The sequence below is a fragment of the Pseudomonas sp. IPO3747 genome (genome assembly GCF_013385245.1).
GTDB lineage: Bacteria > Pseudomonadota > Gammaproteobacteria > Pseudomonadales > Pseudomonadaceae > Aquipseudomonas > Aquipseudomonas edaphica.
The window spans coordinates 557,500-573,423 of record NZ_JACAQL010000009.1; the positions used below are offsets into that span (position 1 = coordinate 557,500).

The 15,924-nt window shown below is 62.2% G+C and carries 14 protein-coding genes; 6 read left to right on the forward strand and 8 right to left on the reverse strand.

Annotation, left to right across the window (positions count from 1 at the left end):
- Positions 1 to 3: 3 nt before the first annotated feature.
- Both HX790_RS15615 and HX790_RS15620 read right to left on the reverse strand, forming a co-directional pair.
- Entirely contained in the window at positions 4 to 486 is a 483-nt protein-coding gene (locus HX790_RS15615; protein WP_017136762.1) for a copper chaperone PCu(A)C, read from the reverse strand.
- Between the two features lie 46 nt (positions 487 to 532).
- Positions 533 to 928 carry a DUF2946 domain-containing protein gene (locus HX790_RS15620; RefSeq protein ID WP_068931263.1) on the reverse strand — a complete coding sequence of 132 codons (396 nt, stop codon included), beginning with the start codon at positions 926 to 928 and terminating at the stop codon, positions 533 to 535.
- 670 nt (positions 929 to 1,598) lie between these two features.
- Between HX790_RS15620 and HX790_RS15625 the strand changes: the two genes are divergently transcribed.
- Positions 1,599 to 1,847, forward strand: a complete 249-nt coding sequence (locus tag HX790_RS15625; protein WP_176991767.1) for a DUF6124 family protein — start codon at positions 1,599 to 1,601, stop codon at positions 1,845 to 1,847.
- A gap of 30 nt (positions 1,848 to 1,877) precedes the next feature.
- Here HX790_RS15625 and HX790_RS15630 read toward each other — a convergent pair whose 3' ends face one another.
- Together HX790_RS15630 and cbiE are read right to left on the reverse strand one after the other, a co-directional pair.
- Positions 1,878 to 2,597, reverse strand: a complete 720-nt coding sequence (locus HX790_RS15630) for a cobalt-precorrin-6A reductase (protein ID WP_099548129.1) — start codon at positions 2,595 to 2,597, stop codon at positions 1,878 to 1,880.
- Entirely contained in the window at positions 2,594 to 3,799 is a 1,206-nt protein-coding gene (cbiE, locus tag HX790_RS15635; protein ID WP_176991768.1) for a precorrin-6y C5,15-methyltransferase (decarboxylating) subunit CbiE, read from the reverse strand. The genes HX790_RS15630 and cbiE overlap by 4 nt, the downstream gene beginning before the upstream one ends.
- Positions 3,800 to 3,837: 38 nt before the next feature.
- Here cbiE and cobG point away from each other — a divergent pair, with 38 nt between their 5' ends.
- From cobG to HX790_RS15660, 5 genes are all read left to right on the forward strand, one after another.
- On the forward strand, positions 3,838 to 5,184 hold the full coding sequence (gene cobG, locus HX790_RS15640; RefSeq protein ID WP_176991769.1) for a precorrin-3B synthase: 1,347 nt from the start codon (positions 3,838 to 3,840) through the stop codon (positions 5,182 to 5,184).
- The gene (locus HX790_RS15645) at positions 5,177 to 5,803 is read left to right on the forward strand and encodes a precorrin-8X methylmutase (protein WP_017136756.1); all 627 of its coding nucleotides are present in this window, start codon (positions 5,177 to 5,179) and stop codon (positions 5,801 to 5,803) included. Before cobG ends, HX790_RS15645 begins: the two co-directional genes overlap by 8 nt.
- Positions 5,803 to 6,534: a precorrin-2 C(20)-methyltransferase gene (locus HX790_RS15650; protein ID WP_017136755.1), complete on the forward strand. Its 732-nt coding sequence runs from the start codon at positions 5,803 to 5,805 to the stop codon at positions 6,532 to 6,534. Before HX790_RS15645 ends, HX790_RS15650 begins: the two co-directional genes overlap by 1 nt.
- Positions 6,534 to 8,171 (forward strand): precorrin-3B C(17)-methyltransferase, encoded by a 1,638-nt coding sequence (gene cobJ / locus HX790_RS15655; RefSeq protein WP_176991770.1) that lies wholly within the window; start codon positions 6,534 to 6,536, stop codon positions 8,169 to 8,171. The genes HX790_RS15650 and cobJ overlap by 1 nt, the downstream gene beginning before the upstream one ends.
- A 237-nt stretch (positions 8,172 to 8,408) precedes the next feature.
- Entirely contained in the window at positions 8,409 to 9,185 is a 777-nt protein-coding gene (locus HX790_RS15660) for a hypothetical protein (protein ID WP_176991771.1), read from the forward strand.
- On the opposite strand, the gene HX790_RS15665 is transcribed toward HX790_RS15660, so the two are convergent.
- From HX790_RS15665 to purH, 4 genes are all read right to left on the reverse strand, one after another.
- Entirely contained in the window at positions 9,182 to 9,778 is a 597-nt protein-coding gene (locus HX790_RS15665; RefSeq protein ID WP_017136752.1) for a MarC family protein, read from the reverse strand. The genes HX790_RS15660 and HX790_RS15665 overlap by 4 nt on opposite strands.
- A gap of 162 nt (positions 9,779 to 9,940) precedes the next feature.
- A complete protein-coding gene (locus tag HX790_RS15670) occupies positions 9,941 to 12,712 on the reverse strand; it encodes a hybrid sensor histidine kinase/response regulator (RefSeq protein ID WP_017136751.1) in 2,772 nt (923 codons plus the stop codon).
- A gap of 115 nt (positions 12,713 to 12,827) precedes the next feature.
- Positions 12,828 to 14,120 carry a phosphoribosylamine--glycine ligase gene (gene purD / locus HX790_RS15675; protein WP_017136750.1) on the reverse strand — a complete coding sequence of 431 codons (1,293 nt, stop codon included), beginning with the start codon at positions 14,118 to 14,120 and terminating at the stop codon, positions 12,828 to 12,830.
- Between the two features lie 125 nt (positions 14,121 to 14,245).
- Positions 14,246 to 15,853, reverse strand: coding sequence for a bifunctional phosphoribosylaminoimidazolecarboxamide formyltransferase/IMP cyclohydrolase (gene purH / locus HX790_RS15680; protein WP_176991772.1), 1,608 nt, complete (start codon positions 15,851 to 15,853; stop codon positions 14,246 to 14,248).
- Positions 15,854 to 15,924 lie beyond the last annotated feature (71 nt).

Below are 15,924 nucleotides of genomic sequence, written 5' to 3' on the forward strand. Positions count from 1 at the left end.
GGCCTATTGGGCGTGCATATGCTCGTGGCCGGCCATCGGCGGCGCTTTTTGTACCGAGACCTGAACCTGCACCGGGCCGGCTTTTTCGAAGTTCAGGGTGAGTGGGAAGTGTTGGCCGTCGCGCAGTTGGCTGCGGTCTTTCAGGTCCAGCAGCATCACGTGGTAGGCCATCGGTGCGAAGGTCAGATCACCTTTGGCCGGTACGGCAACGGTTTCCACCTTTTGCATCTTCATCAAATCGCCCTGCATCACATGCTCATGCAACTCGGCTTTGGCCGCCACAGGCGTGTCGACGCTAAGCAAACGATCAGCGCTTTCGCCCTGGTTATGAATCACAAAATAGGCAGCGACAGTCGGCGCATTCGGCGGCAATTCCTGGGACCAGGGATCGCTGACCAGCAGGCTGCCGGCCTTGTAGTCATCGGCATTGGCAGCACTGAACACCGGCAGCAACAATGCAGCCAGCAGCAGGGAAGATTTAAGCATGGCAGTTCTCCAGAACGGTTCTAAACGCAGTTCACTTGCGAAGAAATCAGACCGTTGGAGAGGCGCGGGGGTTAAGACTCGGCCATTGCTGGCGCGGGGTAGGGGCTTGCAGTGCGGGCGGCGACAGGCCCGGCACGGCATCAAAACGTGTGACATACAGCTGCGGCACATGCCCCGGTAACGCCACCAGCGGCGGTGAGCCCGAGCAACACCAGCAATGCTGCATGGCGGAATGATCTTCCTGGGGCGGCGTCGGGATGTCCAACTTGCCCAAGGCAATGGTCTTGAGGCTGGCGCCATTGGAGGAACAGAAACTGCCCCACAGCAATTGCTGCACGGGGTCTTGCGACTGTTGCATCGCGCTGGCCAGCGGCATGGCAAAGGCGTTGAACAGCACTGCAAAGCAGGCGATCCACACAATTGCAAAGCGTTGACGGGCCATGGCGGACAATCCGTAGGGTTAAGCGATCAGGTGGGTATTTAGCCTGATCGGGGGGCATAAGTAAAAAGCGGCGGTGTGGTTTGGTGTCGCAGTGGTTGCCTTCATGATAGCCGGGAACCACGGATTGCCAATTTTACCGACGGGTCGCGATCTCCAGCGTGACGCTGAACCCTGTGGGAGCTGGCTTGCCTGCGATGCGGACAACTCGGTTTTCCTGCAGTACTGAGGCGATGCTATCGCAGGCAAGCCAGCTCCCACAGTTTGGTGTGTGTTTGGCTATGGCTTGGTGTTGAGCTTGCTGATTGCACGAGCAATGCCCTGCTCATGTAGGCCGCTTCTAGTTGAGCCTCTACATAACCTAAGTGTAGTGGTCGTCTACGGAAACGTCCGACAGGGATTTAAGGTTGTCCCTAGGAAGGTGGAACTCTAGTCTGTGTACGCCGCTGCACACGCAGCGGTCGGGCGTCGCGGCCCGGATTGATTAAGCATTGCCTCCTTTCAGTTGACGCTTTTTTATCGTCTACTGTGCGGCGCTATGGTGGCTGTGCGCGGGATACCTTCGGGTATGCCGGTTTCCTTAATCTCCGGTCCGCGAACCTGCGCACAGCTGCCACCCTCTATCGCATCGCGGCGATCAGTGGCGGCTCCATTTAGATTAAGGAAATTCACAATGATCAAACCCACCCCAAATCCCCCCGTACGGCTATTCACCGTAGCCGACGGAATCAGCACCGAAGACCTGCTGGTCAACCTCAGCGAAACACTCGCCTCGACTAATGCGCTGAGTTGCGACCTTGCGTTTGACCTGGATGGCCCGAAGCGAGAGGAATTGCTGGGCGTTGCGCAGTTGATTGAGCTGGCGCAATTGCTGGCTGAACGCGTGCATGAAGGCATAGGGCAGTCGACGGCAGCAGCCTGATAATGCATCCAAGTGTGGGAGTGGTGGTGTTTAGAGAGTGCTGGTTGCCTGCAGCACCGCAGCCACGTCGGTGAACTCTCGATCTACCTGCGCCAACACCGGCCGCTTCAACACCAACACCGGCACGCCACGCTCGCGTGCCACTTCCAGCTTCGGCTCGGTCGCCGCACTGCCGCTGTTCTTGCTGATCAACACATCAATTCCACGCCGTTCAAACAACGCGCGCTCGTCCTCAATCAGAAACGGCCCACGCGCGCCGATGACTTCACAGCGCTCATTGCCCGGATATACATCCAGTGCGCGCAGCGTCCAGAATTGATCGGCGGGGATTTCGTCAAGGTGCTGCAACGGCTCACGCCCCAAGGTGAACAACGGACGTTTGAAGGGTTTCAAGGCTTCGATCAGCTCAGCCCAATCCCCCACCTCGCGCCAGTCATCACCCGCCTGCGGCTGCCACGCCGGGCGCCGCAACGCCCAGCAGGGAATGCCGCACATTTTTGCCGCCGTGGCAGCGTTCTGGCTGATCTGCGCCGCGTACGGGTGGGTGGCATCGAGGATCAGGCTGATCTGCTCATCGCGCACAAATTGCGCCAAGCCTGCATGCCCACCGTAGCCGCCGACGCGCACTTGGCAGGTGAGGTCAGTGGGCACGCGCCCAACCCCAGCCAGGCTATAGATATGCTCCGGCCCCAGCGTGCGGGCGATGGCCAGCGCTTCGGTGACGCCGCCCAACAACAGGATGCGTTTCATAGCGGCTTGACCACGTCCAGCAAGGTGATCGGCAGCGCCTGGCGCCAGGTGTCGAACTCACCCAGCGGCTGGGCCTGGGCCACATGGATGCGCGTCAGCTCGCCGCCGTGTTGCGCGCGCCACGCCATCAAGGCCATTTCGCTTTGCAGGGTCACCGCATTGGCGACCAAACGCCCACCAGGGCGCAGGTGCTGCCAGCAGGTGTCGAGCACACCGTCGCGGGTGACGCCGCCGCCGATAAAGATGGCGTCCGGTGCTTCCAGGCCGAGCAACGCCTCAGGCGCCTTGCCGCGAACCAGTTGCAGGCCGGGCACGCCGAGGGCATCGCGGTTGTGTTCGATCAGCCCTTGGCGACCTGCGTCGGCTTCAATCGCCAGTGCGCGACAACTCGGGTGCGCACGCATCCACTCGATGCCGATGGAGCCGCTGCCCGCGCCCACGTCCCAGAGCAATTCGCCCGGCATTGGCGCGAGGCGGGCGAGGGTCATGGCGCGTACATCGCGCTTGGTCAGTTGGCCGTCATGTTTGAAGGCCGAATCCGGCAGCCCGGCGAGGCGTGACAGGCGCGGGGTGTTGGCGTCGGCCAGGCAGTCGATGGCCACCAGGTTCAAATCCGCGACCGAGGCGTGTGGCCAATCCACAGCAAGCCCGTCGACGCGCTGTTCATCTGCACCGCCCAAGTGTTCAAACACGCTCAACCGGCTGAGCCCGAAACCGGACTCGGCTAACAGCGCGGCAATCGCGGCAGGGCTGCGCCCGTCATTGCTCAACACCAGCAACCGCACGCCAGTGGCCAGGTGCGCATTAATCGCCGCCAAAGGCCGCGCCACCACGGATAAGGTCACCACCTCCTGCAACGGCCAGCCCAAACGCGCTGCGGCCAACGACACGGAGGACGGCGCCGGTAAAATCAGCAATTCCTCAGCGGCCACCTGTCGCGCCAGGCTGGCGCCTACGCCATAGAACATCGGGTCGCCGCTGGCCAGCACGCACACCGGCTCGCCGCGACTGGCCAGCACCGGCTCCAGGGAAAACGGGCTTGGCCATAGCTGGCGCTCGCCACCAATACACACGGGCAGCAGGTCCAACTGGCGCTGGCCGCCTATAATCCGGGTGGCGCGCAACAGGGCATGCCGGGCGTTTCTGCCCAGCCCCTTGAAGCCGTCTTCACCGATGCCTACAACCGTCAGCCAGGGCGACATAAGAATTCCTTGAACGACATCCGACGGGCAGGCTTTTCATGCCGCCGGACAAAGCAGGCATAATACCGCGCCTTTACCCGTCAACCGGTAGCCCCGTGAACCCAACGCCTGCTCTGAATACCATGCGCCCCTCGGCTTGTCCGGGGTTGCTGCGTATCGTCCAGGCGCTGGATGGCGGGATATGCCGGATCAAATTGGCCGGTGGCTCGATCAGTGCGGCTCAAGCGATTGCAGTGGCGGATGCGGCGCAGGCCTATGCGGGTGGGGTGATTGAGGCGACCAACCGCGCCAATTTGCAGATTCGCGGGATCGGTGCCGAGCAAGAGGCGTTGATCGCCGCGCTGCTGGCCGCAGGCCTTGGCCCGAACAACGCCGCTGGCGATGACGTGCGCAACCTGATGCTCAGCCCCAGCGCAGGTATCGACACCCAGATGCTGTTCGACACTCGCCCGCTGGCCGATCAGATCCTTGCCACCTTGCAAAACCATCCACGTTTCCATGAGCTGTCGGCCAAGTTCGCCGTGCAGTTGGATGGCGGTGAAGCCCTGGCGATGCTCGAACATCACCATGACTTGTGGCTGTCGGCGTTCGAGCGCGATGGCGAAACACTATTGGCCTTCGGCCTGGCCGGTTGTCCGGGGCTGGATGCACCCTTGGGCGCTGTGCCGCTGGAGCAAGGCTATGCCTTGGTCGTGGCGGTGCTGGAAGCGTTTCTCGACCTGGCGACACCGACGCAAACCCGCATGCGTCATCTGGCTGTTGATAACTTATTGGCCCGCCTGAACCTGCCGTTACTGTCGGTGGATGGGTTAAAACGCCAGCCCAGTGGGGATTTGTTGCACTTGGGCACTTATCCACAGCGACAAAAAGATCTGTTTTACGTTGCCGCCGTTGCGCCGCTGGGTCGTCTGGACCCAAGCATGCTCAAAGGCGCCGCACAGTTGGCCAGTGAGTTCGGCGACGGCACGTTGCGTTTTACGCCGTGGCAGGGCGTACTGCTGCCCAACCTTAAAAACCACGGCGCCGTGACTGAAGGCTTGGAGCAATTGGGCTTCCTTGGCTCAGTCGACCAACCCCTGGCACGCATGATCGCCTGCACCGGTTCAAGCGGCTGCGCCAAAGGCCTGGCCGACACCAAGGCCGATGCCCTGCAACTGGCCGCGCTGCAACCTGGCGCCGAGGTGCACCTGTCCGGTTGCCCACGCTCCTGCGCCGCCGCGCACACCGCGCCGGTCACCTTGCTGGCGGTAAGCCCTGGCCACTACGACGTTTATTTTCGCGAGGCAGCCCACCCCGGTTTCGGCCGGCTGCACGCACGCACTCTTTCCATTGAAGCGGCGGGCGCCCTGTTACGCGGCCGCACACGGAGCAACACCGATGATTGATTACATCCGCGACGGTCAGGAGATCTATCGCAACTCCTTCGCCATTATTCGCGCGGAAGCCAAGTTGGAGCGCATCCCTGCCGACCTGGAAAAACTCGCGGTGCGGGTGATTCATGCCTGCGGCATGGTCGACGCCATCGACGGCCTGCAGTTCTCCGAAGGCGCAGGCAAGGCCGGGCGCGATGCGCTGGCCGCTGGCGCGCCGATTTTGTGTGATGCGCGCATGGTCTCCGAAGGCGTGACCCGCGCGCGCCTGCCGGCCAATAACCAGGTGATCTGCACCTTGCGCGACGACAGCGTGCCGGAGTTGGCGCGGGAGCTTGGCAACACCCGTTCAGCTGCCGCGCTGGAACTGTGGCGCCCGCACCTGGAAGGCAGCGTGGTGGTGATCGGCAACGCGCCGACGGCGCTGTTCTACCTGCTGGAAATGCTCGACGCCGGCGCGCCGAAACCGGCGTTGATTCTGGGCTTCCCGGTGGGCTTTGTTGGTGCCGCCGAATCCAAGGCGATGCTGGCGGCCGACAGCCGTGGCGTGCCGTTTGTGATCATGCAAGGCCGCCTGGGCGGCAGTGCGATGGCTGCCGCGGCGGTCAACGCCTTGGCCACGGAGGTCGAGTAATGCAGGCACGTGGACGTTTGATTGGCCTGGGCGTTGGCCCCGGTGACCCCGAACTGATCACCCTCAAGGCGCTGCGCCTGCTGCGCGAGTCGCCGGTGGTGGCGTATTTCGTGGCCAAGGGCAAGAAAGGCAATGCTTTCGGTATTATCGAAGACCACTTGGTGGCGCAGCAGACCTTGATGCCACTGGTGTACCCAGTGACCACCGAAGTGCTGCCGGCACCGATGTCTTACGAGCAGATCATCAGCGACTTTTACGACAACGCCAGCCTCGACGTGGCCGCGCACCTGGACGCTGGCCGCGATGTGGCGGTGATCTGCGAAGGCGATCCGTTCTTCTACGGCTCCTACATGTACCTGCACGACCGTTTGGCCGAGCGTTATGAAGCCCAGGTTATCCCCGGCGTCTGCTCAATGCTCGGCGGCGCTTCGGTGCTTGGCGCGCCGTTGGTGTACCGCAACCAAAGCCTGTCGGTGCTCTCCGGCGTGTTGCCCCACGACGACCTCAAGCGTCGGTTGGCGGATGCCGATGCCGCCGTGATCATGAAGCTGGGCCGTAACTTTCCAAAGGTGCGCCAGGTGCTGCAAGAGCTCGGTTTGGCCGAACGTGCGCTGTACGTGGAACGCGCGACCATGGCCAACCAGAAGATCGTGCCGCTGGATCAAGTCGACCCAGCGTCCTCGCCGTACTTCTCGCTGATCATCGTGCCGGGTGAAAGGTGGCAAGGTTGATGCGCCCGGCGATTGTCATTCTCGGCCAAGGCAGCCTGGCGACGGCGCGCAAGATCGCGCAGGTTTACCCTGGCGCGCTGATCCACGGCTTGGCCGGGCGAGTTGAAGGGGCGGACCAGACCTACAGTGAGTTCGGCGCGACCCTGCGCCAGCTTTACCAACAAGGCACGCCACTGATTGCCCTGTGTGCTGCCGGTATCGTGATCCGCACGCTGGCGCCGCTGCTGCTGGAAAAAGGCGAAGAGCCCGCCGTGCTGGCCGTGGCTGAAGATGGCAGCGCCGTGGTGCCGTTGCTCGGCGGCCTGGGCGGTGTGAACCGGATGGCGCGCGACATTGGCGCGGCACTCGGCGTCGCCGCAGCGATCACCACCAGCGGCGAGCTGCGTTTTGGCACCTGCCTGCTCAACCCGCCAGCGGGTTATGCGTTGGCGGACCTGGAACTGGGCAAGCGGTTTGTCTCGGACCTGTTGGCCGGCGAAAGCGTGCGCATCGAAGGTGTGACGCCGTGGCTGGATCAGGCGAATTTGCCGCGGGATCAGCACGCACGGTTGGCGATTCACGTGGGCAGTGCCGAGCGCGTGCCGGCTGCCAATGAGTTGCTGATTTATCCGAAGACGGTGTGTGTCACCTGTAAGCCAGGTGTGGATTTAGCTCTGCGCGTGCGAACGGCTTTGCATGACGCCGGTATCGCCGTGCAATCCCTGGCGTGCCTGCTGGCCAGCGACACGCAGATGGCCGAAGCCTCGTTGCAGCAAGCCGCAGTGGAATTAGGTGTGCCGTTGCGTTTTGCGCAAGTGGCGCAAGGCGCGGACATCGTGATCACCGTGGCAGAGCAACCGCTGGACCTGTCGCAGGTCGGCCGTGCCCGTGGCCGCCTTGCCGTGATCGGCCTTGGCCCTGGCGCAGCCGAGTTGATGGTGCCGGCGGTGAAGGCCGAGCTGGCGCGTTGCACCGATGTGCTGGGCTACGAAACCTATGTGCGCATGGCCGGGCCGTTCCGCGACGACCAAGTGCAACACTGCACCGACAACCGCGAAGAAATGCAGCGTGCTCGCCATGCCTTCGAATTGGCCGCTCAAGGCCGTTCGGTGGTGGTGGTGTCGTCCGGTGACCCTGGCGTATTCGCCATGGCGGCGGCGGTGCTTGAGGCGTTGCACGAATCCAGTGACCCGGCCTGGCATCAGGTCGAGCTGGACATTCTGCCGGGCGTCTCAGCCTCGCTGGCTACTGCCGCCCAGGCGGGTGCGCCATTGGGGCATGACTTCTGCGTGATGTCGTTGTCGGACAACCTCAAGCCCTGGTCGATTATCGAAAAACGCCTGGACCTTGCATCCCAGGCCGACCTGGCGCTGGCGTTCTACAACCCGATCTCGCGTTCGCGGCCGTGGCAATTGGGGCGCGCCCTGGAAATCGTCGCGTTGCACCGCACGCCCGCAACACCGGTGGTGCTGGGTCGCGACATTGGCCGCCCTGGCCAGACCTTGCGCGTCACCACGTTGGGGCAGTTGACGCCTGAGCAAGTGGATATGCGCACCATGGTGCTGATCGGCTCGTCCACCACCTGCGTATTCCCCCGCGCCGGTGGCGGCGAATGGGTGTACACGCCACGCTGGTACGGCGAGAAACCCGCTTCCTGAAATCAGCTCGCGGCAGGTAAGAAGGCTCCGAGTAACGCAGGGTGAAAACCTGTTGTTACTCGGGGCTTTTTCTTTTTTTGCCGATGAAAAAAGGAAGGTCTACCGGTATGCCTCGTTATTGCTGGTTGACGTTTTTTCGACGGGGGCGCCAAGCGATGTTTGTGGTCTGGAAAGCGCGCCAGCGGCTGGACTAGTGTGGAGACAAGCCCCATGTGGGGTGCTTGTGGAGAACTGAAAATGGAGCGACATCACAAAAGGATCATCAGTGCCAAAAGGCGCAAGTTGATTGCCGCCTACAAGCTGCCAGGGGCGCCGGGCGCCAAACGCTCGGTGTTCCTGGACGCGAAAGATGACAGCAATGCAGCCGTCGTGAACAACGGCGTGATTTCGTTTATCGAGGGCATGTCGGCGCTGAACCGTGAATACATTCGTAAAAGCTACCTGCTGGCCAGCAGTTATGTGAGTGATGTGTTGAAGGTCCAACGGGGGAGTGAGGCCTGGTATGACGAATTTATCAAGGTGATGGTCAGCCTGGGCTGGTTGCCGGTGCGCAGCGCTTTTGAGCGGGTCTCAAGCTCCGGCAAAGGGCTGACGGTGCAGGTGGCGGCGCTGAATATCATCGCCGCGCTGGCGGCGGCCTCGCTGGCAGGGCCGCTGCTGGCGGCGTTGCCGAAACTGGCGGCGGATGCGCTGCTGGCCTTGAAGCAACAGCCTGCCTCGTTTGAGCTGTTCAAGCGCAATAGCACCGTGCATCAGGGCGGTGATTTCGGCCTGGCGTCCTGTGCTGAAACGGCGGGAGAGGTGATGATGGTGCTGGTGACTTACAGCACCCACGGTGTGAGCAAACAGCTGGGCTTGCCGTTTCTGGAGTGGGACAGCTCTTCGGTCGAGGCTTTCAGCGGCCAGACTTGCCTGGTGCTCAATACCTCTGTGGTCAATGAAAAAACCATCCAGCTGATGCGCGAGAGTGCCGGCGACAAGGTGCAACTGGCAATCGCGAAGTACCGGATTTAAGGCACCAGATAACCGCGCACGCCGGTAAAGATGATCTGCGCGGCCAGCGCACACACGAACAACCCCATCAACCGACTGACAATCTGCAAGCCCTGGTCACCCAGAATGCGTTCGATACGGTTGGACAAATACAGCACCACACCGACCGTGAAGCTGGCCAGGGCAATGCTGACGATGGCCATGAACTTGTCATCCCAGTGGGGCTGGCTCACGCCCATCACCAACAGTGCACCGATGGTGCCGGGGCCGACCGTGAGCGGGATGGTCAGCGGTACGATGGTCACGTCCTGCTGCACATTGTCGGTCTGCACCGCCGACTTGCCTTGGGCCATGCCCAGGGCCGAGATAAACAGCACGCTGCCGGCGCCAATGCGAAATGCATCCACGGTAATGCCGAACACGCTGAAAATCACCCGGCCGAACAGGTAGAGCAACACGCTCGACACCAGCGTGGCCAACGCGACCTTCCAGGCCAGCCGGCGCCGTTCTTTGCTGGAGTAACCACGGGTCAGGCTGATAAAGCAGGACAGCACAAAGAACGGGCTGTAGAGCACCAGCATTTTCAGGTAGACGCTGAATAACACGTGGAGCATGGGCGCGGCTCGCGATAGGAGAGGTTTGCGGAGTCTATCAGGCGCAACCGGGCAAATGTGGGAGCTGGCTTGCCTGCGATAGCGGTGGAGCAGACAAAGGGTGTGTGATTGACACTCCGCCATCGCAGGCAAGCCAGCTCCCACGGAGGCTGCATTTCAAGGTCACGACGGGGCGTGTTCCGGCCGCTGCTGACGCTGCGCCACCCAAAACTCCACCAGTTCACGCAACTGCGACAATTCCACCGGCTTGGCCATGTGGCCATCCATGCCGGCCTGGCGTGCGCGTTCTTTATGTTCCGACAGGATATGCGCCGTCAGCGCCACCACCGGCGTGCGAATACGCTGGTGGCTGACTTCCCACGCGCGCAATTGCTGGGTGGCAGAGAAGCCATCGAGGATCGGCATTTCGCAGTCCATCAACACCAGGTCGTAACGCTGGGCTTTCATCGCCTCCAGCGCTTCCTCGCCGTTGCTGGCGGTGTCCGGGTTGAGGTTGAGCTTGCCGAGCATGCCGCGAATCACTTTGGTGGAGATGCTGTTGTCTTCGGCCACCAGGATCTTGAAATCACTGGGCACGGTGACTGCTGCCGGCGCGCTGAGAGCAGGGCGCGGCGCAATTGTGCCCTTGCTGCGCTGGGTCAGTTCGTCGGCCAGGGTGGTCTTGAGTGTGTAGCCGGCCACTGGCTTGGCGAGGATGCGTTTGATCCCGCTGTTGCGCGCGATGATCTTGCTCGGCGCATTGCTGATGCCGGTGAGCATGATCAGCAGAATGTCGTGGTTCAGGCTCGGGTCTTCCTTGATCTTCGCCGCCAGTTGCATGCCGGTCATGCCGGGCATGTTCTGGTCCAGCAGCACTACGTCGAAGTAGTCGCGCAGGTGCGCTTTGGTGCGCAGCAGCGCCAGGGCTTCTTTGCCGGACGGCACGGCGCTGACGTTCAAGCCCCAGGCGGTGCATTGCTGCACCAGCACTTTGCGGCAGGTGTCGTTGTCATCGACCACCAACACCCGCGCGCCTTTGAGCGGCCCGTCGAGGTCGGACGTCGGGTGCTCCAGGCGTTCCGGGTCCAGTGGCAGGGTCAGCCACAGCGTGCTGCCCTGGTGGCTGCCGCTCTTGATGCCGAACTCGCCGTTCATCAACAGGATCAACTGGCGGGCGATGACCAGGCCCAGGTGGCCGCTCAGGCGCGTAGCCGAGAGGAAGTTCTTGCTGTGCAGTTCGCTGTGCAGCAGCGCGTCGCGTTCGGCGGCATCCATCGGCAGGCCGCTGTCTTGTACGGCGATGCGCAGGCGTGGCTTGGTGCTGCGTTCGTCCAGGGCGACCACGATCAGCACTTCGCCTTCATCGGTTTTTTGCAGGGCGTTTTCCAGCAGGCTCAACAGCGCCTGGCGCAGGCGCGTGGGGTCGCCACTGATCACGCGGGGCACCTGCGGCTGGATAAAGCTGATCAGCTCGACGTTCTGCTGTTCGGCCTTGGCGCGGAAGATACTCAAGCAGTCATCGATCAGCGCGTTGAGGTCAAATTGCACGTCGTCCAGTTCGATCTGCCCGGATTCGAGCTTGGAGATGTCGAGGATCTCGTTGATCAGCGTCAGCAGTTCATTGCCGGCGCTGTGGATGGTCTGCACATAGTCACGCTGCTTCACCGACAGCGGCGTGCCGAGCAGCAACTCGGTCATGCCCAGTACGCCGTTCATGGGCGTGCGGATTTCGTGGCTGATCTTCGCCAGGAATTCGGCCTTGGCGGCGATCTCGGCATTGCTGGCCGCCAGGTCGCGGCTGAGGCTGAAGCGTGCTTCGACAATGGCGCGCTGGCGTTCGCCCAGGGCCAGGCTCATCAGCAGGCCGCTCAGGCAGATAAAGCTCAGCAGGGTCACGATCAAACCTTGCGGTGCCACCAGCGTCAGGCCCAGCAGGGCGGGCAGGATGATCAGGGTGCCGATGTTGAACACCACCATCGCCACCACAAACAAGCGCGCCGGCCGGTAGCCTTTCTGCCAGTGGTAAGCCGAGATAAACAACATGCTCAAGCCTGCCAGGGCGACCAGCGCGTAGGTGATGATGTTCAGCGGCAAGGTGTTGACAAACAACAGCAGCAGGCCGCACAGCACGATCAGCAGGATGTCGGCCATCAACAGCTTGTTCAGCGGGTGCGGGCCCAAGGGCATGAAGAAGCGATAGGCAAACATCAGCCCGCACGGCGCAGTCAGCAGCAGCGCGAGGTAGGCGCCCGGGGTCTGCACCGCGTGCCAGTTTGGCAGCCACGGCCCCACCAGGTTGAGCAACAGCGCCAGGCTCAGCATCAACAGCACTTCGCAGGCCGCCAGCCACAGGCTGCTGCGCGAGCGGTGATAGGCGAAGCGTGTGAGGTTGTGCAGGATCAGCATCAGCAGGCAGCCGAACAGCAGGCCGTAGATCAGCGTCTGGGTCTGGTCGGCGGCGGCGAGCACGGCCGGTTCCAGGGTGATGTAGGGGCGCAGTTCGTGTTCCGAGACCAGGCGCAGGTACACCTCAAGGGGCTTCTGGCTCTGGGGCATCGGCAGCATGAAATCGCTGCTGGGCAGCGGGCGTTCCGCCTGGGGCTGGCGGGTACCGGTGCTTTGCTGCTCAACCAGCATGTCGCCGTCGAGCACATACAGGTTCAGGTGCGACAGGTCCGGGGCGAATACCCGCAGCACTTGTTCGTGCTTGCCGGGTTGCAGCTTGAAGCGTACCCACAACGCACCGTCCGGCTCCGCGGCGGTAATCCGGTCGAGTTCGATGGGGCTGAATTGATTGGTGTAGCGGGCGGAGCGGATGTCGCTCAGTTGCAGGTCGGCCTGTTCATCAAGCAATACTGCCCAACCACTGCCTTGCGCGGCGGCCTGGGCCGGGAACAAGCAGAGCAGGGTCAGCAAGCTGACTGTAAAACCTATGGCGATCCTGAGCCAGCGCACGGCGAAATCCCTTCGTAGGTTGATGCACGGGTTAACTATGCGCGGGGCGACATGGGTACGGCAAGGGCCAGAGGCCCTTACCTAGCCGAACGGATAGCTACGCAAGCGTAGCTGTTCAGTTGTTCTCGCCGCGTTCACGGGCAATGGCGCGATAGCCGATGTCTGTGCGGTAGAAGCAACCTTTCCAGTCGATTTTTGCCGCCAGTTTGTACGCCTGTTGCTGCGCGGCGTCGACACTGGCACCCATTGCGGTGGCGCACAATACACGGCCACCTGCGGTTACAACTTTGCCGTCCTTGAGCGCGGTGCCTGCATGGAACACCTTGCCTTCCAGCGTAGCAGCCGCATCCAGGCCTTCAATCACATCGCCCTTGGCGTAGTCGGCTGGGTAACCACCGGCCGCCAGTACGATGCCGACACTCGGGCGCGGGTCCCACTGTGCTTCAACCTTGTCCAGGGCCTGGGCCAATGCGGCTTCCACCAGCAGCACCAGGCTCGATTGCAGACGCAGCATCACCGGTTGGGTTTCCGGGTCGCCGAAGCGGCAGTTGAACTCGATGACTTTCGGGTTGCCGGCTTTGTCGATCATCAGGCCAGCGTAGAGGAAACCGGTGTACACATTGCCTTCGTCGGCCATGCCGCGCACGGTTGGCCAGATCACCAGGTCCATCACGCGTTTGTGCACGTCGGCGGTGACGACCGGGGCAGGGGAGTAGGCACCCATGCCACCGGTGTTCGGGCCGCTGTCGCCGTCGCCAACACGTTTGTGGTCCTGGCTGGTGGCCATCGGCAACACATTTTTGCCATCGACCATCACGATGAAGCTGGCTTCTTCGCCGTCGAGGAACTCCTCGATCACCACACGCGAGCCTGCATCACCAAACGCGTTACCGGCGAGCATGTCGCGTACGGCGTCTTCGGCTTCCTGCAAGGTCATGGCGACGATCACGCCTTTACCGGCGGCCAGGCCATCGGCCTTGATCACGATCGGTGCGCCTTTTTCACGCAGGTAAGCCAGGGCCGGCTCAATCTCGGTGAAGTTCTGGTAGTCCGCCGTCGGGATCTTGTGGCGAGCCAGGAAATCCTTGGTAAAGGCTTTGGAGCCTTCCAGCTGGGCGGCACCGGCGGTTGGGCCGAAGCAATCCAGGCCACGGCTGCGGAACAGGTCCACAACGCCGGCAACCAGCGGTACTTCCGGGCCGACGATGGTCAGGGAAACATTTTTTTCGGCAAAATCAGCAAGCTGCTCAAGGGCCAGCACGTCGATGGCGACGTTTTCGCACTTGGCTTCAATGGCGGTGCCGGCGTTGCCGGGGGCGACGAAAACCTTCTGAACGCGTGGGTCCTGGGCAACTTTCCAGGCCAGGGCGTGTTCGCGGCCACCGCTGCCAATGATCAAAACATTCATTTCAAAACCCTCGTTAGGATGATCGTTCCCACGCTCTGCGTGGGAATGCCTCTACGGACGCTCTGCGTCCGAGGGACGCGGAGCGTCCCTGGCTGCGTTCCCACGCGGAGCGTGGGAACGATCAATCAGTGGCGGAAGTGGCGCATGCCGGTGAAGACCATCGCGATGCCCGCTTCATCAGCGGCCGCGATCACTTCAGCATCACGCATCGAGCCACCCGGTTGGATCACGGCGGTAACACCGGCTTTCGCGGCGTTGTCCAGGCCATCACGGAACGGGAAGAACGCGTCGGAAGCCATCACCGAACCCACGACCTGCAAGCCTGCGTGTTCTGCCTTGATCGCGGCGATACGCGCCGAGTTCACGCGGCTCATCTGGCCGGCGCCGACACCGATGGTCTGGCGGTTCTTGGCGTAGACGATGGCGTTGGACTTAACGTACTTGGCGACTTTCCAGGCGAAGATCAGGTCGTTGATCTCTTGCTCGGTCGGGGCGCGCTTGGTGACGACCTTCAAGTCTTCGCTGCCGATCATGCCGATGTCGCGGCTCTGTACCAGCAAGCCGCCATTGACGCGCTTGTAGTCCCAGGCAGCGGCGCGGTCTGCTGACCACTCGCCGCAGGCCAGCAGGCGCACGTTGGCTTTGGCGGCGACGATGGCGCGAGCTTCTTCACTGACGGATGGGGCAATGATCACTTCAACGAACTGGCGCTCGACGATCGCCTTGGCGGTCTCGGCGTCCAGCTCACGGTTGAAGGCAATGATGCCGCCAAACGCGGATTCAGTGTCAGTGGCGTAGGCCAGTTCGTAGGCCTGGCGAATGCCGCCTTCAGCGTCCGGGCTCACAGCCACGCCGCACGGGTTGGCGTGCTTGACGATCACGCAGGCTGGCTTGACGAAGCTCTTCACACATTCCAGCGCGGCGTCGGTGTCGGCCACGTTGTTGTAGGACAGCTCCTTGCCTTGCAGCTGGGTCGCGGTGGCGATGCCGACTTCGGCAGGCTTGGCCTCAACGTAGAACGCCGCGCTCTGGTGCGGGTTCTCGCCGTAGCGCATTTCCTGGGCCTTGATGAACTGGCTGTTGAAGGTGCGCGGGAACTGGCTGCGGCCTTCTGTGCTCAGGGTTTCAGCGGCCTGGTTCACGGTGCCCATGTAGTTGGCGATCATGCCGTCGTAGGCGGCGGTGTGTTCGAACGCCTTGAGCATCAGGTCGAAACGCTGGGCGTAGGTCAGGCCGCCGGCTTTCAGGCTTTCCAATACTTGCGCGTAGTCGCTGGCGTTAACCACGATGGCCACGTCTTTGTGGTTCTTGGCAGCGGAGCGAACCATGGTCGGGCCGCCGATATCGATGTTCTCGATGGCGGTCGGCAGGTCGCAGCCTGGCTTGTTGATGGTGGCTTCGAACGGGTAAAGGTTAACGGCTACCAGGTCGATCGGCTTGATGCCGTGTTCGCTCATGATGGCGTCATCGATACCGCGACGACCGAGGATCCCGCCGTGGATTTTCGGGTGCAGGGTCTTGACCCGACCGTCCATCATTTCTGCGAAACCGGTGTAGTCCGCGACTTCTACTGCGGCCACGCCGTTGTCCTGCAGCAGTTTGAAGGTCCCGCCTGTGGAGAGGATTTCCACGCCAAGGGCTTCCAGCTCCCGGGCAAATTCGAGGATCCCGGTCTTGTCGGAGACACTGATCAAGGCGCGGCGGATCGGCAGGCGGGTGGTCTGGTCGGTCATTTCAATTTCCATCAAAAGCAAAGGAGTCAGCAAAAAAGGCGACCGTTTTTACGCGGGCGCCTTTCTGGTTT